The organism is Clostridium sp. FP2, assembly GCF_011065955.2.
In the GTDB taxonomy this organism is placed as follows: domain Bacteria; phylum Bacillota; class Clostridia; order Clostridiales; family Clostridiaceae; genus Clostridium_AD; species Clostridium_AD tagluense.
Genome location: NZ_JAAMNI020000003.1, coordinates 41,221 through 62,545 on the forward strand (window position 1 = coordinate 41,221; position 21,325 = coordinate 62,545).

Sequence of the window (21,325 nt, forward strand, 5' to 3'; positions counted from 1 at the left end):
GTTACTAAAATATGATGTGAAAAGCCGTATGCCTTAATAGGTCCGGTACGCTTTTGTAGACGAGCATGGGCGGCAACGCCTGTGTTTACTTAAGTATTTGTATCGAACTTGTAGGTTATTATTCATAACCTTATTTCCGCAATGTTTTAACAATTGTACTTTATGACAAAATTAAATTAGGAGATGATTCTGAATGAAAATGAAAAAATCTATACCAATTATTTTGCTTGTGGCTATAGTTTTTACTTTTTCGGGGTGCAAGGATAATGATAACTTGGGTAGTGGTTTAAATACCCCCAATAAAATTAATATGTATGTAGATGGGAAGCAAAAACAGATAACAAAGAGTGGCGATAAATATGACCAAACTCTTTTTGATAGAATAAATGTTTTAGTTAATATTAAGATACCGAAGGAATTATCTCTAGTAAAATCTGAAATATCAGAAAATGATATTAAAGAAGTAAAAGGATATGCAGTTGAATTTGTTTATGACAAACCTCAAGCAGTTACTATTAACAATGGCAATGAAGTTCAAGTTAAGTTTACAAAAATAATTTTCTCTCTAAGTAAAAAATGGGGAAATATTGCGTTTATTCAAACGAAAGATAACTCTTATATACCTATAGGATTAAATGAGAACTTAGATTATCTGGTTAAGTCATCTGTTAAATAAATGGCTGTAATACAACCTAAAAAGACTTAGTTAATTTGAAATTTTCTCATGTTTCGTCGCAAGTAACCCTCATATCATTAGATATGGCGGTTACTTTATTAATATATACTTAAATTTCTGAATATAACACAATAGTAATTAATTCACATTCATAACCTTTAATCTTCTATATAGAATTTATGGTAATAATGGTATAATTAAGAAAATATTTTATCCCACACTTTTAAATATATTTTAGGAGAAAAAAATGAAATGTTTATCAATAATTGAACCATTTGCAACATTAATTGCGATTCATGCTTCAAAGAATATTAATTCTTAAGAAGTTAAAAATTAAAATTCTTTGCAAGTTAAGAATATAAATTCTTATTTTGTGTCAACCTAGTAGGATATTGTTCAGTAAAAAGGGGGAACTTAAATATGAAACCATATGAAAGATTATCAAAATTATATGATAAAGATTGGGGAAAATGCAGTTCTAAATATACAGATTTGATTTCTAATGTTATTGAGACTTATAACTTAAATGTCCATTCTATATTAGATGTTGCCTGTGGGACAGGAATACTTGCTTCAGAATTATATAGTAGAAATTTTGAAGTTAGTGGAATTGATATTTCGGAGGATATGATTAATGTAGCAAGAAAAAATGCAAAGGGAATCAATTTTCATGTTGCTGATATTTCAGATTTTACCTTTGATAAAAGGTTTCAAATGATAACTTGTGCATTTGATTCAATTAATTATTTGACATGTGATGTAAAGATGGAAAAAACACTAAGAAATATTTTATTACATTTAGATGATAATGGTGTTTTTATTTTTGATATAAATACCCCAACTTTATATGAAGAAAGACATTTTGGAATAATTGATAGATCATTTGATGAAATAAAATTTAAACAGATATTAGAATATGATAAGGAGCATAAAATAGGTAAAACTATTTTTGATTTTGGTAATAATGAATCAGAAACTCATATCCAAAAGGCTTATTCCGTTGATGAAATGGATAAGTTTCTTTTAAAATCTGGATTTGAAATAATCAATAGATATAAAGATTTTAACTTATCACCAATTGATGATAAGGCATATAAAATATTTTATGTGGTTAAAAGGCAAAAATAATACGCAATTTGAATAGGTTAGGATTCAGATCTTGAGCCGATAAAAACTACCACCGTAATTATATACTTAAATGGTGATAGCCACTAAACTTGCTCAATTTCTGAAACAAGATATAAAACGATGCCGCGTTTACACTACTATGGAGATTCAATCTTCCACATCTTTTTGAAATTACCCTTAATCTCGAGGCTATTAAACTTAATTACCACAAATGTATCTATCTGAGAGTTAAATCAGATTAGTAAATTATAATGTAACAAAAATGAATAAACCTTTTTGGAAAAAACATTTATAATCATTCTTTCAATTGTGTTAATTCTAATCTGTACTTATAATTTTATTGTGAGTTAAATTAGATTAGTAAAAAATTGTGATTTAAGAGGAGAGATGTAATGTTAATTTTAGAAACAGATAGATTAGTCATAAGGAGATTTTGTTATGATGATTGTTATGATCTCTATGAATATCTTTCTCAAGAAATAGTTGTTAAGTATGAACCATATAATGTTTTCAGTAAGGAAGAGTGCACGCAGGTAGCTATTAATCGTTCACAGAATGATGCCTTTTGGGCTGTATGCTTAAAAGAAAACAATAAGTTAATTGGCAATGTTTATTTTCAACAGCAGGAGCCTAAAGAATTCTTAACATGGGAAATCGGTTATGTGTTTAATCCTAAATATTATGGAAAAGGCTATGCCACAGAGGCGTGTAAAAGAGTTTTGAAGTATGGTTTTGAACAATTAGGAGCTCATCGAGTTATTGGTAAGTGTAACCCTAAAAATACTCCCTCATGGAGGTTATTGGAACGACTTTTGATGAGAAGAGAAGGACATTTTAAAAAACCAGCCTTCTTTGGGAAATCAAATGAAGGAAAACCAATGTGGCATGATGCTTATCAATATTCAATATTAGCTGAAGAATTCCTTTCTATAGAATGACCAAAAATTCTGGTCATTTAGTACATCATATTTTTTAAACTAAGCTTCTACTCTTTCCAATTTAAAAATAACTGGATGAAGTCCATCATTACATGAATTTATTGATATTCCATTTTGCTTTACATAAGGACTGTTGCTACCCGACGCTAAAAAAGAAACTTTACTTTCTAAGCCTTCCCAAGCACCACTACAGAATTTTTCTGGCATCTTACAATTTTTTGATATATATTCATCCCCTTCTTGTCCCTTTACACAAACTACAGGGAGGTTACTTTTCGCATAATCTTTATGAATATCCTCAACTTTTAATTTTTTTAGTATTGTGATTTTAACATCATAAAATTTTGTAATTTCCATTTTTATACCCCCTATTTATCTCCTGTTTTTTTTAAAGTTTTAGAAAAAATTTATAGATATCTGAAAATTTGACTTTTGAACCTACTAATACTGCTAATTTTGCAATTATAATACCAATTATCGCATAAAATATAACAAAAGCTATAATTTCCATATGACTACATACTTTACATTTTTTTATTGACTTATTATATCATAAAGCAAATGTATTTTTAAGTTTTTTTTGTATATTATGTTAAATACTTTAGTGCCAGCATCTGTGTCATGTACTGAAAAGTAGTTTCTTTTAAATTGTATAGGTTTAATAAATTTTGTTATAATCATTAAAGCGATGTTATAATAATTCATAAGCTTTGATATAAAAACTTAATAGCACAAAAGAAAGTATATAGAGGAAGGATGATTATGGATGGACTTTAATGCTCTTTTTAAGGTTGGAGAAACCTTAGTTAATGAATATATAGTTAAACCAGAAGATACAGCGGACTTTATTGGAAATAAGGGTGTCACTGTACTATCTACACCTAGTATGATTGGATTTATGGAAGATACAGCTACACATATAGTAATTGATAAAATGCCTGAAAATTATAGAGTTGTTGGAACTAAAATTAATGTTGAACATATAAATTCAACACCTTTTAACATGATGGTTACAGTAAAAGCAACATTGATTGCAATTGAAGGCAGAAAGCTTCGTTATAATGTAGAAGCTTTCAATGAAAAATGTAAAATAGGCTTTGGAATTTATGAACAGCATGTAATTAACTTGGGGGGCTTTTTAAGTAAAAATTAAGAATGAGGTAAAATAGACCTACCCGTGTAAGTAAATTTGTCCAAAGCAAAAATAATAATACCACTTATAGAATACCCTCTGAACTCATTTTAAATAACATCCGAAGAAGAAGGTCATGATATATTGGCCATGCACGAGATAATTTAATTAAGAATATAACTTCTTAAGAAGTTAAGAAGTTAAGAATCTAATATATATATTTATAACTATAAATCAAACAGCAGGTTGTATCATGAGAATAGTTCATAGAATGGATGCAAAAAATGAATTTTACGGTATTTTTATTATGTGCGATTTATTCTAAATTATGATTCTTCACATTTTTCATGCTTTACGTCACAGTAGGCTATCACAAAATTTACAGAGAAGTTGTTGAAATAAAAAGGGGGTATAAAAATGAATAAATCAAAAGTAGAAAAAGTGAATTTTTATAGCGCTGTACTTGGTAAAGAAATCCCAATGTTAGTGTATTTACCTGAAGGCTATAATAGTTTAACTCCTCTACCTGTATTATATTTTCTACATGGAAGAAGTGGGAGTGAAAATATAATGTTTGAATTGAATATAAACACTAAAGCTGATCGAATGATAAAAACTGGGGAAATTAAGCCTATGATAATTGCATGTCCAAGAATTGAAAACAGTCGGGGGTTGAATTCATCCTTAATCTGCAGCGAGGTGCCTGACCCTGGAGATAATAATAGAATCATAAATTTAGGAATGTATGAAGATTACTTTATGAAAGAGATAATACCTTTAACAGATAAAACTTTCAATACTATAAAAGATAGAAAAGGAAGATATATAGGAGGGATATCTGCTGGGGGTTATGCAGCTCTTCACAATACACTAAGGCATCAGCATATGTTTTCAAAAGTAGGAGGACATATGCCTGCTTTGGAACTGAAACTTGAAGAGGAAGATAAACAATATTATAAAGATATGGGTGTATGGGAAAAATATGATCCAATATATATTGCAAGAAACAATAATATTTCTTCTGATATTGATGTCTATCTTGATGCTGGCCATAGGGATGAAGGTAGATTTTATGAAGGTTGTTCGATTTTACATAAAATACTGAAAGAAAAAGGCGTAAACTCTCAAAATCATGTATCCCCTGGTAATCACAGTGTTGAATATATACAATCAAATATTGAAAAATATCTAAAATTTTATGGATGTTAATGTATTATGAAGTATTTTAAATATGACCTATGGCGAGGAATTAATAGTGATTCCGAAAAAATTCTGGATGAATCACTGGCTGAATGGGATAAAAATGCTACCTAATTTTCAAGGTAAAAAAGTTTTAGATTTGGGTTGTGGTTTTGGGTGAGGAAGTCATAAATTATCACAAAACATTGTCAACATACTTAACCTGCCTAATAAAGGTTGGATTTGAAATAACAGAATTTGCTTAGCCAAAGCCAGAAGAAAGTTTGATATATACTGTTCCATTCCTTGAAAATTTCAGTTTTAATGTAACATATTGTATTAACTCGTTATATTGAATGTATCATAGATAATTTAATTATAATATTTGTTCTATACAAATAAGTCTCAAAAACGAATGTTTTTGAGACTTATTTTGATTTTAATTGAAGTTGTAAATTAATATTTTATATATTTGCCTTCCTTGCTGGGTTTGAACAAGATATTACTACCATAAAGGGATAGTAGATTATGAGTGAAAATTCATAAGTCAGTTGAATAGCCTAAGTATTAAATATTAGGTATTGGAAATACTTTAGGTTATGTAGGATGCTCTAACTTATAAAAACTCTCCAAGGCCATCTTAATAGGTTTTAAGACTATATCTTAATTATCTGTGAAATTCATATACAATATAACTATTTATCTTTAACATAGTCAAATAAATAATAGAAAAGAAAAGGATAGAGAAGGGAATAAGGTAATTTCTTTAAGTACTCATTCATTATATACAGGGATTAGAATATACAGAAATTAAAAGAAGCAGGTATTAAGACATGTAAAGCAGCTCTGAAATCAAGATATATCAATATGACTTACAGTATCTAAAAAGAAAAAACTTTCTTTTTAACATGATAGCTTTGAAATTGTGTAGCATTTATGGCACTGTTGGGGGGGATTTTATATAGTTTATGAATTAAAAATTTATTGGATATAATTGTTTTTTTAAATAAATAATTATATATTATATAATGTGGATTGTTTTTTTCTAATTACTATGTGTACAAAACAAAGTAAAAATAAAATAAGAGATGAAGCTTAAAAAATTAGCTTCATCTCTTATAAATTAGGGAAATCTATTGATAAAAATGACGTTTTTCTTAAAAAATCAGGATTTGCCTAAAAAAGGGTACAACAAAAAGACCTTCTAAACAATGTTTAATTTTCCGCCTTCTGAATAAAAGTTGCAAATTAACTGACGAACATATGCTCCAAAACTTCTAATAGTTTCTTTTATTGAAAATGCTTTTACGCAAAAAGATTTAACAATATCTATGCCATACTCAAAACCCATTGAAACCAAATCTTCTATGTCTATAGATAGCTTGTCCTTTATAACTTCTTGAGTGATAGTTGCTACACCGGAGTACTTTTCACTTATTGCTCCAATAATTTCAGTCTCAAATACAATAGTGCTTTCTTTCTTTATTGTTTTTCCATCAAGAGATCTATCTATGTCTACAATAAAGACATTATCTTCTTCTTTCCATGTGAAAATATGCTTACTTAGAGAGCTAAAGGTGTCTATTATTTTAGTAATAGCTTTACGCGTATAAATATAAGAAGGAAGCAATGTTTTTATCTCCTTAGTAGAGAATTTTGTGGCACGATTAACAACACTATTCATGTCATCATTTATAATTGCTGGTATAGCTAGTCTTAAAGCATTTACATTTTTTAACTCCATTAATAAAGAAAGCATATAATTAGACATAACTATATATCCACCACCATTTTTTTGGTGTTGTTCTTTGTATTTGCTAATTATTATACTTAGTTCACCTTTTTCTCTTGGAAATATAGAAATAAAACCTATTTTTGATAATAAGATATTATTGTTTTCTACTGTTTTTTCAGTACAACCAATGAAACGGGCTATTTGTTTTTTACTAATACTTTTTATTATTCCATTGCTATCACAAAATGAGTATAAAGTTAGCATTTGCTTTATTTGATTAAGAGATAATCTTATTTTATTCTTGTAATCAATTTTTATTTTAGCTATAAATGAATGAATATTACCACTAAGAGACCTTGGAGTAAACTTACCTCTTGCGTTAAGTATAGGTCCACTAAAACTATTAAAGTTAATAACTCTCTTTATTATCGGCTTCACAACATGAGCTTTTGGACAGAAACTAGCACAGTATGTTTTCGCATGTTCATCTTCTGAATTATAAAACATACAGCTTTCGCCAGTACACTCACTTAAAGTAACATATTCTACTTTAATTGTAGGAATCGGCTTTGTTATTTGCTTTAGTATCTGCTTTCCAATGTTGAATATAATTTTATTTACACTACTCGCCATGTTGCTACACCTCCTTTGATATTTTAAACTATAATATACTTTTGTGTTTTTGTCTAATAGACCACTCAGTACGTTAAAACCGTTACAGCATGCTCTTAAGTCAGTAAACTCAAGGGGTCTAAAATGGGACCATTCAGTATGGAATTTTAGGCACAATGCCTCAATAGCGCTATTTTGCTAGAGTTCTATTTTTGGCAGGAGGAAAATCGACAAATAATCACAAGGTTTAAGAAAGTTTAGACCATTCAGTATGGATATACCGTGACACAGACCATTCAGTATCGCAAATCCGTGACACAGACCACTCAGTATTGCAAATCAGTGACAACAACATGATTTTTATAGAAATATTTAAAAAATTTGTCGAAAGAAAATTAATTTTTTTTAGATTTTTGGATTAAAAATCGTTTTTAATTATGTGATTATGTAAAAAAAACAAATACGGACCACTCAGTACGACAAATTCTTGATACAGACCACTCAGTATTGCAAATCCGTGACACAGACCACTCAGTATGGCAAATCCGTGACAGCGATGCAAATATAATTCACTAAGTCATTATTATATAGGAGAGATACATTATAAATAAGCGTAAAAAAATAACCTCTAATAAATAGAAGTTAATTTTCTAATGGTAATAAATCTGACTTAGCTATATTATTAGCAAAGTTTTTAATTTCTATTGTATTCAAATTATAATAAACTACTTGGAAAGCATCTGACACTTGAGTAAATGATTTAATAATGATATGATTTTTCTGCAGTTCTTCGAGCAAGGCTTTTATAGTTGGCAAATTTCTTTTTTTTCGCTTATCACTCATTCTAAATTTTAGTTGGAAAAAGTAGTAAGGTAATAAATCTTCTGTTATATTTTTGCCTTCACCATAAAACTTCATTCTCCTACCTTGAATAGCGCAAACAAGAGACAATGCTTCAGAAGAAATATCATTTATCTTATCGCCATAAATATTTAATGTTTGCTTCTCCATTAATTCACTAACTATTATGTCACTAACAAAAATAGTTGCTGAAGTATTCTTTTTGTTAGTATTACCTATGGCCTTTTCGTTAAGAAATACTTCAGAAAAAATTCTGGATATAAAACCACTTTGGCCTTTAACAATGTATTGCATTTGTATGTTAGCCATTTTTACAATACTGGCTTTAACAGTTTCATAGTTTTTTGCACCGGTACTTAAAAATACATTCTTCACAATATCAGAAATATCAACTATTATTTTTCTAGTTTCAAAAAAATCAGCCTTTTTCTGAGATAAAATATAAATGAATATTAGTCTATCTAAAGCGTTAAAATGTTTAAAAGCATGTTGTAGACTGTTTTTTTGTACATAGTTTATATCTACATATGTGCTAATTTGCGTATCGTTATATTTTTGGGTGTTATAGTAATACTGCTCTTCTTGTTTATTATCATTATGTGCTGTGATGCAGGCCATTGTATCTAGAGAAACCTTTCTACGTCCACTAATGTCAACTGGAAGGTCACTCACTGAAATTGGCATTGAAATTGAATTGTTTATATACATATTTTTTTTGATGTAATGAAGAGTAACCCAATTAAAATCAGATTGAAAAGATTGAAGGAGCTGTCTTTGAGTTTTTCGTTCTAAATATTCAAACTCTACAAAATAGGAATTATCGTCTTTTCTCCAACACAGTAATTTATCATCCGCAAGTTGTTGTAATTTGGTCATATCTTGTTTTAGTTCATCTAAATTATTAGCTTTATAAGTCAACTTAAATGCTGCAATATCACTATTATAAACGGAAGATGCTTGTTCTTGAATTTTATTCAATAAATTATAACCGTTTTTAAACTCAATTTCTATCCATCTCTTTTTTGTGATTCTGCGACTTCTGGTAAGTAGTTGCAGCAGTTGATCTGCATTATATTCAACTGCGTTATTCAAATTAACTTTATTAAATAAGTCATAGGATATATCGCTAACAAAAGACATATAATCTCTATCATCAGAAATTAATTCAGTATATTTTTCAATGTATTTATTTTTTATATTTAAGGCTGCTTCATTTATTAAATCCATAAGGCCTTTTATTAAAATCACCTCTCTCTTGATTTAAAATAAGTAATATAAGTATATTACAATAGTATATACAATACAAATAAAAGTACTTTATAGTTTTAAGGAAGCCTAAGAAAAAGGTATTTTTATAAATTTCACTTGCACCCTACGTAACGTAATCATTTATACTTATTTTATGGCATTAAATTTATATTAATACTTAAAGGAGTAGACGCGATGAATCTGAAAATTCAATGTAATTGTTTGAATATTAATTGGGACCATGTATCTGAAATATTGAAAAAAGTTGAAATGGCTTACTTTGAAGGAGAGGTGCATAAGAAGGCCTTTGAAAATAGTCATACTGTTGTATTTGCTTTTGACGATAATAAGTTAATTGGTTTTGGTCGTGCAATTTCAGACGGAACTTACCAAGCAGCAATATATGATATAGCAGTTCTACCTGAATATCAAGGTAAAAAAGTAGGTGCAACAATTGTTAATAGCATTTTAAAATGCATCCCTCAATGTAATTTTATATTATATGCTTCACCAGACAAAGAAAATTTTTATGAAAAGTTGAACTTTAGAAAAATGAAAACAGGAATGGCATTATTTCTTAATGCGGAAAAAATGCAGACCAAAGGCTTCACTGAAATTTGAAAATACAAGAATAACCTTTACCTTGTCTAACTAATCTAATTTAACTCACAATAAAATTATAAGTATAAATTCCTAAGAAGTTAAGAATTTTTAAATTTAAGAAGTTTACAATTTAAGAATTTAAGAATATAATATATATTTGTAACTACAAATCTGATTCCTTAAGGAGATATTTTATGATAATAAGTATATTTAATCAAAAGGGTGGTTGTGGTAAATCTACTACAACTATAAACTTAGGTGCCGCACTAGCCTCACAAGGCATGAAAGTTCTAGTAGTTGACATGGATGCACAAGCAAACACTACTAATGGAGTTGGAATTGATGATGAAGAACTAGAGGTAACTATCTATGACCTTTTAATTTCTAAAAAAATCACCTATGAAAACATCAAAGAAGTTATTAAAAAAACCGCTTATGAAAATTTAGAATGTTTACCTTCAGATATACAACTGTCAAATGCAGAAATAGAACTGGCTAGTGCTATGAGCCGTGAAACTATTTTAAAAAAGATTATTGATAAAATAAAAAATGATTATGATTATATTTTAATTGATTCCCCACCAAGTTTAGGACTGCTTAGTGTAAATAGTCTTGTGGCCAGTGATAAACTTATAATACCAGTCAACACTTCATATTTTTCCGTTAAAGGTATTAAGCACTTAATGAATACTTTTAATTTAGTAAAGGACAATTTAAACGAAAACATTGAAATTATGGGAGTGCTAATAACTATGTTTACTAGTAGAAAAAACATTGCTAAAAACATCAAAGAAAGTCTTATAGAAGTTTTTGGAACTAAGGTATTCGACAGCATAATTAGAGCTGATAGTAAAATAGAGTACAGTCAAGATGCTCAGGAACCAGTAATTTATTTTAATAATAAATGTAATGCTTTTAATGATTATATGAGCTTAAGTAAGGAGATTTTAAATTATGAGTAAAAAAGGCAGCAGTGGTAGCAAAGGAATTTTAAGTGGACTTAGGAATATTAATTCTAAAGAAGTTAAGAATGAAAATTCTTTAGAATTTAAAAATGTAAATTCCTTAGAAGTTAAGAATATAAATTCCTCTGAAAATAATGAAGAAGATACTTTATCCATAAAGAGAAGCTTCTCGCTAAGACCATCAACAGTAAGAAAACTTCAAACACTAAAACCTATGTATGATAACATCAACATAACCTTTAATGAAATAGTGGATGAAGCAATTAAGAAATTGTATGAAGAAAAAGTTAAATAAACATTTATAAAATCATTCTAAAAAAGACACCTAGGTGTCTTTTTTAGCGTAATGAACTTGCCTGAAATAAGTACATCATACCTTCATTTATGATGTACTTATTTAAGTTATAAGACATTTTGCTTAAAGATTTAAATCAAATTTATATGTTTCCATCCAAGTAATATGTATTTATATATAATTTTAAGTTAATTTTGTAATTGTGCTAAGTTCTAAGTATTTATATATAGTATCATGCTCACACCAACGATTTAAAAGAATATAAAGATTTACTATAAATGCCTATTTTCGGTTTTTACTGGATATTTCTGTCAAAGCAAGAAGTGATGCAGTGGTATAGTCAAAATCCAGTAAGCTATTATTTGGAACTGGAAATTCCACTTGACTTATAGGGGTAGCAGTACTTTCATTTAAGTGGTTATAAAGTCTTTTAAAAGCTGTTATTTTATTTTTAGGGTCATCTTTCTTAGAATTATTCTCCTCCATTTTAATGTATCCCGCTGTTATATATTCACATTTGCCATCTTCTTTAATAACTATAGTTGCTTCCAACTCAACATTATTCTTTGTGGTTTTCGGAGTAAGACCATCTTTGATTTTGGGAATCATTTCATCGGCATAAGCGGGATCTGATTCCATTTTTTTTAATATATTCGGTGCAATATATAGATTTTGAATAAAAGTATCGGTTGGAATAGGTGTTTTCATATAATTGTCAATATCTTTATTTGACATGGAAGTAATATGGACTTTAGCATTAGGAAACTCTTTTTTGATTCTATCAATGATGGGAGAAGTAGCCGAAGCTGTATTTTTCAAAACCTTTGAAAACTCTACATTTGTTGCTTTTTTAATAGTGTTCTTTTGACTAGTTGCATTATTTAATGTCATTGTTGGATTAATAATAGTATTCATCTGGACCCCTCCTAATTTTAAATAAAGAAAGTAGTATTTTACTTGAAATAGATTGATAATTAGTTGCGCGGCAACCTTCTACCGTTACGATACAACTCATTTATTTAATTATACCATCATTACCTTAAATTAGGTTTTAAAAATGAATGTATGAATACTAATAATAGTATTAAAAAGTAGTATTAAGTATTATCACCCTATTATAGTGTGATATACTAGTATAATTACATATATTACATTTACATGTAAATATTAGTGGTATATGATAGTGGTAAATACAAATTAAAGAGGTGATGATATGGTGGTAATTTCATTAATTAATGTTAAAGGTGGTGTAGGTAAAACAGCTACAGCAATAAACTTAGCTGGAGCGATAGCATATCAAAAACATAAAGTACTGCTTATAGATAATGATAGTCAAAGCAGTTTATCTCAGATTCTAAATATTAAAAATAAATTTAATATGTATGATTTGTACTCTAACTATAAGGTAGGCTTTAGCGATTGCATAGTAAAATATAATGAATATATTCATGTTATTCCTAACACTATAGAAAGTAGTGTATTGGAAAGACAACTTTATAATAAGAAATGCCCGGAACATATTTTGAAATTTAAGTATAGTATTTTCACACATGATTATGATTTTGTTATTATAGACAATTCTCCATTTTTAGGTATTATGGTGCAAAATAGTTTATGTATGAGTGACTACTATATGGAGATAATTGATAATAGTCCAAGTGCATTACAAGGGCTTAACATGGTAAATAAAATTGTAAATGAACTCGAAGAAAACAGATTGATAAATAGTTTGAAATTGATAGGAATACTTAGAAATAGATTTGAGAAAAGAACCGTATTTACTAGACAATTTACAGAGGTAACTGAGGAAGTTTTAAAGGGCGATTTATTCAATACAATAATACTTGATAGTGTTAAGTATAAAGAAGCTACGGCAATGAATAAAACTATACAAGAATACAGTGATAAGCACGCTAAAGCTTATACTGATTTATATTATGAAGTATTAAAGCGTATTAAATAATATATTTATATTAAATACTAAGTTATAATATTAACATATAGTATTGATGTATAGTATTAACATTTAATATTAATATATATATTAATATTAAATACTTATATATAAGGGGTGTTTAGAATGTCTAATAATTTTAAAAATAATTTTAAATCAAATATTAATATTACGAATGATAATAAACCAGTAGTAGAAGATACTATTATTTCTACTGATAGTGCAGATAGTATGTTTGTATTAAAAAAGAAGATCGATGATAAAAAAGGTAAGAAAGTATTTAATGTATATATGGAATCTGATAAGTTAAAAGAACTTGATAAAGCTTGTAAGAAATCCGGTTATAGCAGAAATGAATTAGTAAATGTTATGGTGGAGTATTGTATAAATAATTTAAAATTAGAAGAATAGTAGGCAAGCTTCTGGGGGGATCTTTGTGGATGTATTTATTTTTATAAATTATGAATATGGTGATTATACTATCAAAAGGTTATATTTAAATTTATGATGTTAGAACCCTTCTGAAATGCAGTTAAATCATCACTTACGCCAATGCCCATATTCTTCGAATTTGCAATATTAACGACTTCAGAAGGATATTTAAACTACCAGTGAAGCTTCTCTTTGTTCAAGTATATGTCCTTCTTGTATTCCTCTGTGGGGATAATAATTCTCAAGTGTTATCTCCACACTTATAGAAATGGGAGACTTTACTCCTAAAATCTAGTCAAACCCTGTATTTCTATAGAAATTATGTAAGTATAACCTTTTGATAGTGACTTGGTTTATTTATTAATATGAACTATAACAAAAAGATAGTGTATTTTATAAATGCATAAAATTAATCCGATTAATTTATTTAAATAAATGATTAAAAATCTAAAAAACATCAACCTTATACTTGTTGTTGTTTTATATATATTTAATAACAACAGTTTTAAATACTTTTACGCAGGTCTCTAGGCCCTGATATAACTAGGGTTAAGTACACCAACTATAACCAAATGATAGTGAAAGGTAACCTAAAGATAGTGAAATGACATTTAACTATAACCAAATGATAGTGAAGTATAACCTAAAGATAGTGAAGTATAACTAAATGATAGTGAAGTATAACTCTTTTTTTTATAAGTTATTGTTAACTTAAAAAAAAAGAGTTATAGTCTTATGTGGGGGTGCTAAAATGGCAAATGAATTGCAAAATGTAAATAACAATTGGGTATACCAAAGTAATAGACTTGTTGAATCATCTTACACTTTAACTGTGGTAGAACAAAAATTAATAAGGTTGCTTGCAAGTATGATACATAAAGATGATGATGATATTAAAGAATATGAGTTTAAGACTAAGGAATTAATTAAGGTTCTAAACACAAGTGATAGCAGGTTCTATAGGGATATTGATAATATCACAGATTTACTTATGCAAAGAATTATTAAAATAAGAAATGTAAATACTTCTGAATTTGTAAAATATCATTGGGTAGATACGGCTAAATATGTAAACGGCATATTAAAGCTTAAAATAAATAAGGATTTAAAACCATTTTATTTAGGCCTGGATTGCTATACGAAATATCAGTTAAGAAATATAATGCAATTTAAGAGCACATATTCTTTTAGGTTATATGAACTTTTTAAACAATACGAGGGTATAGGCCATAGAATATTAACTGTAGATGGACTTAGAGATTCACTAAATATTAGCAAAGATCAGTACCCAAAGTATGCTAATTTAAAGCAAAAAGTAATTAATGTAGCGGTAAAAGAAATAAATGTAAACACTGATTTGGTTATTGACTACAATGAGATAAAAGAAGTTAGAAAAATTGTAAGTATTCAATTTTCAATTAGAAAAAAAGACAAGGCTCAAAGCGAAATTTCAGAAACCTCACTTGTTCCCGTTTTTTTTAATGACAGAAATATGGATTTAGTTAGGCAAGTAGTAAATCAGGAGCTTACAGATTTAGAAGTTCATAGAATACTTGATGCTGCCAATTTAGATATTGAAAAAATAAAAGAAAAATATAATATTATAAGTCAATTTGGCAAAGTAAATAATTTAGTAGGGGCTATGATAACAGCATTAAAAGAGAATTGGACAACTACAAACAAAAGAAAGGTAAGTACCTTTAATGACTATGAGCAAAGAGAGTACAACTTTGATGACTTGGAGAAAAAATTACTAGGTTGGGAGTAAAGCTAATATAGAAATGATATTTTAACAGGTGTACAAGCTATTTTAAGGGTATTTGCAATGAATTGCATAGAGAAACACATATTAATTTTTAAATTGAATACAGTGTGATTTAAAGCGGTTTAAAGAGGACAACTTAAAAAAACTTTAAATATTAAAATATGGAGAAAATTGAAGTCTCAAGGGAAGATGTAAATTGGATGAGTGATGTTATTAAAATAATGTCCAGATAAAGAGCAGTTTACAAAGAATTTGTGCGGAAAGCCCACTCTCTTTAGGTGTGGGATGGATAGCACTACTAAAATATACCATTAGACATGGTTATTTTAGTACGATATAATATACTTAGGTTTTGAAACGAGCCATATACTATCGTTAATGTGTCAATTGTGATGCTTGATAGTGAAATTCTTGAAGAAAATAATTAGTTTTTATATGTTGTAATTTATAGTTTTTATTATAAATGAGAGTATAAAAGAAGTTATTTAGTATTCAAGAACCCCATTCATTTATGTGTGGGAGTTTCAGTTTATTGTGTACAGCTGGCACATAAGTATAAAAATAGCCACATGATGGAATTAATATCCATTATGTGGCTATTTACTATTTTATAAGTGTTACATCAAGCTTAAAGGGGATACTGTCAACAAAAATTATTTTGCTACTATCCCCAGGGGAAAATTTACAGTTATTTTTACCTCTTCTTAATTACCATTCTGCACAATGTTTTTGAATCTTTGAATTATAATTAATAATACAATTCTTAATCTACATTTCTGATTGAATCAATTATACTAGTGGAAAGTAATCTTTTAAGCGGTCCAATAGATGCCAGTACACACATAAACATAGAAGCTAAAAATACCTCTAAAATACTTTTCCAAGGAAAAAACCATTGTACAGCCATATCATATTTTATTGCATTATACAAAATGACATGGAGAATGAATCCCATTATACTTCCTAGTATAGAACTAAAGACGCCATATAATAAGCCTTCTTTTAAAATCATACTGCTTATTTCATCTTTTCCCATTCCTATAGCTCGGATCATTCCAAATTCTTGTCTGCGCAGTATAATATTCATGCTTATTGTATTTATTATATTTATTATTCCTATAATAGCTATGATAATTACAAAGCTATATAGTATTACAGATATGCTTCTCTGAGCATCCTTATAAAATTCTAGTTGATCCTTATAGGATATTAGCTTTCCTTCTTTTTGATCTTTTGCATACTCATTAAGCCGTTTTTTTACATAATTCTCATATAAATCCTTTTTTGTATTTATTCTTAATACTTTATACTTATCTTCTTTTAACCAATTCTTTAAAACATCCTCATGAATAATAACCACAATATTAATTCCACGATCCATTGTTGGAAAGGGTAGCTTGTTTAATACTGCACCTATTGAAACTTTTTTATTATATTGGTTCCACGTATCATTCTCTTTCATAGCACTCTTTATATTAAGTTCATCGCTTATTATTAAATTTGTACTTTTGTTATTTGAAAAGTTTTGAACTAAAACTACTTTACTAGTATTCTTCATATCTTCTATATCTAGCTTTCCATCATCTAAATATTTGCTCATTTTTTTCAATTCTTCATCATTACATCCATATAATTCTATTGGAACATTATAAATATTACTTTTTGTATTGGAATCATCCCTATTATTCTGTAAAGATACTTTATTCAATTTTTCTTTGTATGCTTCTGTAATTTTATCTCCAAGAATGTCCAATGATGCTCTAAAATATAAACTTTTATTAACAGAGGTTATACCTTGTATATCTAATATTTCACGTACAACATTCCTATCGTAACCTGCATTTTTTTCACTATCGCTGGCAGTTAAAATATAATCAGAATTTATATCTGCATCTACGTTTTTTACGGGATCAACCCATACACAAAAGCTTGTCACTGTAATAAAAAGTACTATACTTATACTTAAGGATATAACTGTTGCTAAAAATCTTTTTTTATTCCTTGTTAAGTTTGTATATGCCATGCCTGTTGTGAATTTACCGAACACTCTAATTTTTTTCTTACCCATTGGATTCTCTAATTGCTCTCCTTGAACAGAGGTATTATTTATTGCTTCCATTGGAGATACTTTTGCCGCTTTTTTCGTTGGAAAATATATAGATATAAATATAGCTATAAAACATACTATAAACGATATCAGAATTCCACTAAAAGGTATTCCTGAACTACTTTTCAAATTAGTACTAAAGTTAAATAATTTATTTATTTCATTCATAGAAATGAGGCTTAATAAAATCCCAAGTGGTATAAATATACAGCCTAATATGATGCCCTCTCCAAACATTAATTTTTTAATTTGCTGTGTATCTGCCCCAATGGCTCTTAAAATCCCAAATTCGTGTATTCTTTCTACTACTGAAATACTATATATATTATAAATTACAGATATAGCCGAAATTATTATTATTATACCTAAGGAAAAAAAAATCATATTTGCTTTTTGCGCAGAATTTAAAGTATTTATGTAGCTATAGTTCTCACTAATAGAAACTCCTTGTATTTTACCTATGCTTGTCAATGTTTCTTTTATATCAGCAGATGGCTTAAGTGTGAAATGATGTATATATCTATATTCATCCTGTGTAAGTGTATTTTTCACACTATCTATAGTCAAATACCCTTTAGCTTTTTTGTCTCTCATTGAATCCAATCTGTTTTCCAATATACCAGTTAAAATAAATTGTTTTTCTCCAATTTTAACCCCAGGTAACTCCTTATCACCTTTAAACTTTATATAATTGAATATATAATTAAGATTTACCTTGTCACCTATTTTAAGTTTATCTTTAAATTTATTAAGCACCCATTTTTCTAGTGCTACTTCTGAATCTTTCTCTGGAAATCTTCCTTGTTCCAATCTAAAATCCAAAAGTTCTCTATCTATCTTGTCATAACCATTTAATTCAATTTTATTATCAGTGTCAAAAGTTTTAGCATAACCCATTAGTATAGTAGTTCCAAACTTATCTATTAAGGGTTCACTTTTTAGTGTTTTTATACTTTCAAAATTTCCTGCTTCCGTGCAAGAAGCATAATAATGACCTCCACTTTGTTTTTTACCGTTTTCTATTTTTTGCTCCTTGTAATTTGATAATGTTAAACTTAGACTTGTAATTAACATGGCCGAAAGTAATATACTTATGGATATAAATAAGGTTCTCTTTTTATTTTTTATCAAACTCCTTGGTATAAGACCCCAAAAACTCTTCATTGGCTCATCCTCGTGTCCTCGATAATTTCTCCATCGGATATAGTTATAACCCTATCTGCACAGGCCGCAACCTTAGGGTCATGGGTAATCATAACAAGAGTTTGATTATATTTTTTTATAGACATGGTAAGGAGCTCCAAAACCTCCTTACTATTTTTACTATCTAAATTTCCAGTAGGCTCGTCCGCAAATATAATTGAGGGTTTAGTAGATAGTGCTCTTGCTATAGATACCCTTTGCTGCTGCCCTCCTGATATTTCTCCTGGCAAGTGATTTTTTCTATTTTTTATATCTAAAATTTCCATAAGCTCATTTATATAATCGTTGTCCACTTTTTTTCCATCCATTAAAATTGGAAGTTTAATATTTTCTTCAACGGATAATATGGGAATTAAATTAAAAAATTGAAATATAAATCCTATGTTTCTTCTTCTAAATCTAGATAATTCTTTTTCACTCATAGAATAAATATCGGCTCCATTAATATACACATGTCCTGACGATGGCTTATCAAGACCAGCTAATAAATGTAGAAGTGTACTTTTTCCTGAACCACTTGGCCCTACTATTGCAGTAAATTCACCTTTTTCAATAACTAAGTCTGTGGATTTTAATGCTTTAACAGATGCCTCACCTGTGCCATAGATTTTTTGTAAATACTCTGTTTTTAATAACTCCATAATCCATTACCTCCAGATATCATTATTTTCAATAGCACTTATTTAATAATATTAATAAGTTCTCACCTTAAAATAAATTCAATTATTTTCTTTAAATGTTTTAATATTCTATAACTAGTATAAATTAATTTATTGCAAATGCAACATTTTTCCAAACTATTTATGTTGTTTTTGCGTTTTAATATACGTATTGTAATATATATCATGCTATTGGTTAGGTACTTTTATAAATGAGGATATCAAAATAGGAAAGCTTAATATTTTTTTATTATATTTTAAATTTTTTCGGGGGATTTCTTCCTTATTTGTTACTAAATATATGAAAGGCCTTGAAAATATGGTAAATTAAGAATGATTCTAGATATTATAAATTAGGACTACAAATGGTTAGGTGGAGATAGATGATAAAAAATATTTTTAATATGAACAAAGAAAATTTCAAGGAAATATATGATACAAATTTTAACTATGTTTATTCTTTTGTATTTTTAAGATTAGGAGCAAACAAAGAAGCCACCGAAGATATAGTTCAGGAGACTTTTATCAGTGCAATGAAAGGACTTATAAGCTATAAAGCTGCAAGTTCCTGTAAAACTTGGCTCTGTGGAATAGCAAAAAATAAAATATTAAATTATTATAGAGATAATATCCGTAAGGAGGGTTTTGCCTGCATAGAAGAACTGGATTATTTAGAGGATAATCAAGATATTGAACTTATGCTTATCAATTTAGAAACTAGAAAGGTAATCTTAGAAACTTTAAATAATTTAAAGCCTATTTATAAGTATGTCCTTATTCTCAAATATATAGATGATTATAGTGTAAAGGGCATTGCAAAATGTTTATGTAAAACGCCAAAGGCTATTGATGGTATATTACAAAGATCAAAGAACAGTTTCAAAAAAGAATTTATCAAGATATCAGGAGATGAATTATATGATAAAAGAGGATGAAATCTTAAAAGAAATGTTTAAATTCATAGATGTAGAAATTGAACCGCCAGAGGGAACTAAAGAAAGAATATATCAAAAAGTTCTTTATGACTCAAATCAACTGGGTTGTTGTTATTTACCTTGTGTTTCTTTGATTTTAGAAAAAATTTTGAAATTTATAATTCAATTATGGCTTTTAATATGTATATATATGACCATTTTCACCCCCATTATTGCATGGTAATTTTTACGAGGAGGAGAGTTAAGTGAAACTATTAAAAAATTTTATAAAAGGGTGGGTACCACCAATACTTGCAGCAATAATTTTGGCAGCTTTAATAAGAGGATTTCTATTTTACCAAGTCAGAGTTCCATCAGAGTCTATGTATCCTACAATTAAGATAGGAGATAGAATTGTAGTTACAAAAGTTTATGATAAAACTAAATTAAAAAGAAGCGACATAGTAGTCTTTTATTCATATGAATTAAAAGAGAAATTAATAAAAAGACTGATAGGCCTACCAGGAGATGTAGTTGATGTAAAAGGTAATGGAGAAGTTTTTATTAATGGAAAGAAATCTGAAGAACCATATGTAGTATACAAGGAGGATTTAGGTAAACAATTTAAGGTTCCCGAAAATAAATATTTGTTTTTCGGAGATAATAGAGCTAGGTCCTTGGATGCTAGAAAATGGGAAAATCCCTATATAGATAGTAGTGATATAAAAGGAAAGGCACAGTTTGTTACATATCCATTTAAGAGATTCGGAAAATTTGTAGTTGGAAATGATGCTATTAATCATTAGAATAAATATATAGCTTTTTATGGAATTTTTCTAATGTGTTATGCATATTATATTATATAGTGTACGAATGAAGTATGCGATAGTTAGTGGCCATTCTCCTTAAGAGAGTGGCC

General features: G+C 28.2%; 20 protein-coding genes. 14 read left to right on the forward strand and 6 right to left on the reverse strand.

The genetic code is table 11. The features are described 5' to 3' along the window. Positions 1–193 precede the first annotated feature (193 nt). The 3 genes from G9F71_RS25865 (at position 194) to G9F71_RS25875 (ending at position 2,742) form a co-directional block, all read left to right on the forward strand. Positions 194–676: a hypothetical protein gene (locus tag G9F71_RS25865; protein WP_164951725.1), complete on the forward strand. Its 483-nt coding sequence runs from the start codon at positions 194–196 to the stop codon at positions 674–676. 420 nt (positions 677–1,096) lie between these two features. Then, positions 1,097–1,804 carry a class I SAM-dependent DNA methyltransferase gene (locus G9F71_RS25870; RefSeq protein WP_164951724.1) on the forward strand — a complete coding sequence of 236 codons (708 nt, stop codon included), beginning with the start codon at positions 1,097–1,099 and terminating at the stop codon, positions 1,802–1,804. A gap of 392 nt (positions 1,805–2,196) precedes the next feature. Further along, the gene (locus G9F71_RS25875; protein ID WP_164951723.1) at positions 2,197–2,742 is read left to right on the forward strand and encodes a GNAT family N-acetyltransferase; all 546 of its coding nucleotides are present in this window, start codon (positions 2,197–2,199) and stop codon (positions 2,740–2,742) included. A 39-nt stretch (positions 2,743–2,781) separates the two neighbouring features. On the opposite strand, the gene G9F71_RS25880 is transcribed toward G9F71_RS25875, so the two are convergent. After that, positions 2,782–3,099 (reverse strand): TIGR04076 family protein, encoded by a 318-nt coding sequence (locus G9F71_RS25880; protein ID WP_164947704.1) that lies wholly within the window; start codon positions 3,097–3,099, stop codon positions 2,782–2,784. Positions 3,100–3,508: 409 nt separating this feature from the next. Here G9F71_RS25880 and G9F71_RS25885 point away from each other — a divergent pair, with 409 nt between their 5' ends. After that, positions 3,509–3,895 carry a thioesterase family protein gene (locus G9F71_RS25885; protein WP_164947703.1) on the forward strand — a complete coding sequence of 129 codons (387 nt, stop codon included), beginning with the start codon at positions 3,509–3,511 and terminating at the stop codon, positions 3,893–3,895. 396 nt (positions 3,896–4,291) lie between these two features. Continuing rightward, entirely contained in the window at positions 4,292–5,083 is a 792-nt protein-coding gene (locus G9F71_RS25890) for an alpha/beta hydrolase (RefSeq protein ID WP_164951722.1), read from the forward strand. Between the two features lie 1,174 nt (positions 5,084–6,257). On the opposite strand, the gene G9F71_RS25895 is transcribed toward G9F71_RS25890, so the two are convergent. Next, positions 6,258–7,421, reverse strand: coding sequence for a hypothetical protein (locus tag G9F71_RS25895; protein ID WP_164951721.1), 1,164 nt, complete (start codon positions 7,419–7,421; stop codon positions 6,258–6,260). Positions 7,422–8,042: 621 nt separating this feature from the next. Further along, complete coding sequence (locus G9F71_RS25900; RefSeq protein ID WP_164951720.1) at positions 8,043–9,488, reverse strand: hypothetical protein; 1,446 nt, start codon at positions 9,486–9,488, stop codon at positions 8,043–8,045. A 216-nt stretch (positions 9,489–9,704) separates the two neighbouring features. Between G9F71_RS25900 and G9F71_RS25905 the strand changes: the two genes are divergently transcribed. From G9F71_RS25905 to G9F71_RS25915, 3 genes are all read left to right on the forward strand, one after another. Further along, a complete protein-coding gene (locus tag G9F71_RS25905) occupies positions 9,705–10,130 on the forward strand; it encodes a GNAT family N-acetyltransferase (RefSeq protein ID WP_164951719.1) in 426 nt (141 codons plus the stop codon). Positions 10,131–10,306: 176 nt separating this feature from the next. Then, on the forward strand, positions 10,307–11,074 hold the full coding sequence (locus tag G9F71_RS25910; RefSeq protein WP_164951718.1) for a ParA family protein: 768 nt from the start codon (positions 10,307–10,309) through the stop codon (positions 11,072–11,074). Continuing rightward, positions 11,067–11,372: a hypothetical protein gene (locus G9F71_RS25915; RefSeq protein WP_164951717.1), complete on the forward strand. Its 306-nt coding sequence runs from the start codon at positions 11,067–11,069 to the stop codon at positions 11,370–11,372. Before G9F71_RS25910 ends, G9F71_RS25915 begins: the two co-directional genes overlap by 8 nt. Before the next feature lie 282 nt (positions 11,373–11,654). Here the strand turns inward: G9F71_RS25915 and G9F71_RS25920 are convergent, their stop codons facing one another. Beyond that, on the reverse strand, positions 11,655–12,287 hold the full coding sequence (locus G9F71_RS25920) for a hypothetical protein (RefSeq protein WP_164951716.1): 633 nt from the start codon (positions 12,285–12,287) through the stop codon (positions 11,655–11,657). A gap of 298 nt (positions 12,288–12,585) precedes the next feature. Between G9F71_RS25920 and G9F71_RS25925 the strand changes: the two genes are divergently transcribed. From G9F71_RS25925 to G9F71_RS25935, 3 genes are all read left to right on the forward strand, one after another. Then, entirely contained in the window at positions 12,586–13,335 is a 750-nt protein-coding gene (locus G9F71_RS25925; RefSeq protein WP_164951715.1) for a ParA family protein, read from the forward strand. 117 nt (positions 13,336–13,452) lie between these two features. Then, the gene (locus G9F71_RS25930; RefSeq protein ID WP_164951714.1) at positions 13,453–13,737 is read left to right on the forward strand and encodes a CopG family transcriptional regulator; all 285 of its coding nucleotides are present in this window, start codon (positions 13,453–13,455) and stop codon (positions 13,735–13,737) included. A gap of 772 nt (positions 13,738–14,509) precedes the next feature. After that, positions 14,510–15,526 (forward strand): replication initiation protein, encoded by a 1,017-nt coding sequence (locus G9F71_RS25935; protein ID WP_164951713.1) that lies wholly within the window; start codon positions 14,510–14,512, stop codon positions 15,524–15,526. Positions 15,527–16,286: 760 nt separating this feature from the next. Here G9F71_RS25935 and G9F71_RS25940 read toward each other — a convergent pair. Both G9F71_RS25940 and G9F71_RS25945 read right to left on the reverse strand, forming a co-directional pair. After that, positions 16,287–18,794: an ABC transporter permease gene (locus tag G9F71_RS25940; RefSeq protein WP_164951712.1), complete on the reverse strand. Its 2,508-nt coding sequence runs from the start codon at positions 18,792–18,794 to the stop codon at positions 16,287–16,289. Then, the gene (locus tag G9F71_RS25945; protein WP_164951711.1) at positions 18,791–19,474 is read right to left on the reverse strand and encodes an ABC transporter ATP-binding protein; all 684 of its coding nucleotides are present in this window, start codon (positions 19,472–19,474) and stop codon (positions 18,791–18,793) included. The genes G9F71_RS25940 and G9F71_RS25945 overlap by 4 nt, the downstream gene beginning before the upstream one ends. Before the next feature lie 401 nt (positions 19,475–19,875). Here G9F71_RS25945 and G9F71_RS25950 point away from each other — a divergent pair, with 401 nt between their 5' ends. The 3 genes from G9F71_RS25950 to lepB are packed head-to-tail and all read left to right on the forward strand — an operon-like array spanning position 19,876 to position 21,212. Further along, the gene (locus tag G9F71_RS25950; RefSeq protein ID WP_164947690.1) at positions 19,876–20,427 is read left to right on the forward strand and encodes an RNA polymerase sigma factor; all 552 of its coding nucleotides are present in this window, start codon (positions 19,876–19,878) and stop codon (positions 20,425–20,427) included. Next, complete coding sequence (locus G9F71_RS25955; RefSeq protein WP_164947689.1) at positions 20,411–20,650, forward strand: hypothetical protein; 240 nt, start codon at positions 20,411–20,413, stop codon at positions 20,648–20,650. The genes G9F71_RS25950 and G9F71_RS25955 overlap by 17 nt, the downstream gene beginning before the upstream one ends. Positions 20,651–20,672: 22 nt before the next feature. Then, entirely contained in the window at positions 20,673–21,212 is a 540-nt protein-coding gene (gene lepB / locus G9F71_RS25960) for a signal peptidase I (RefSeq protein ID WP_164951710.1), read from the forward strand. Positions 21,213–21,325 lie beyond the last annotated feature (113 nt).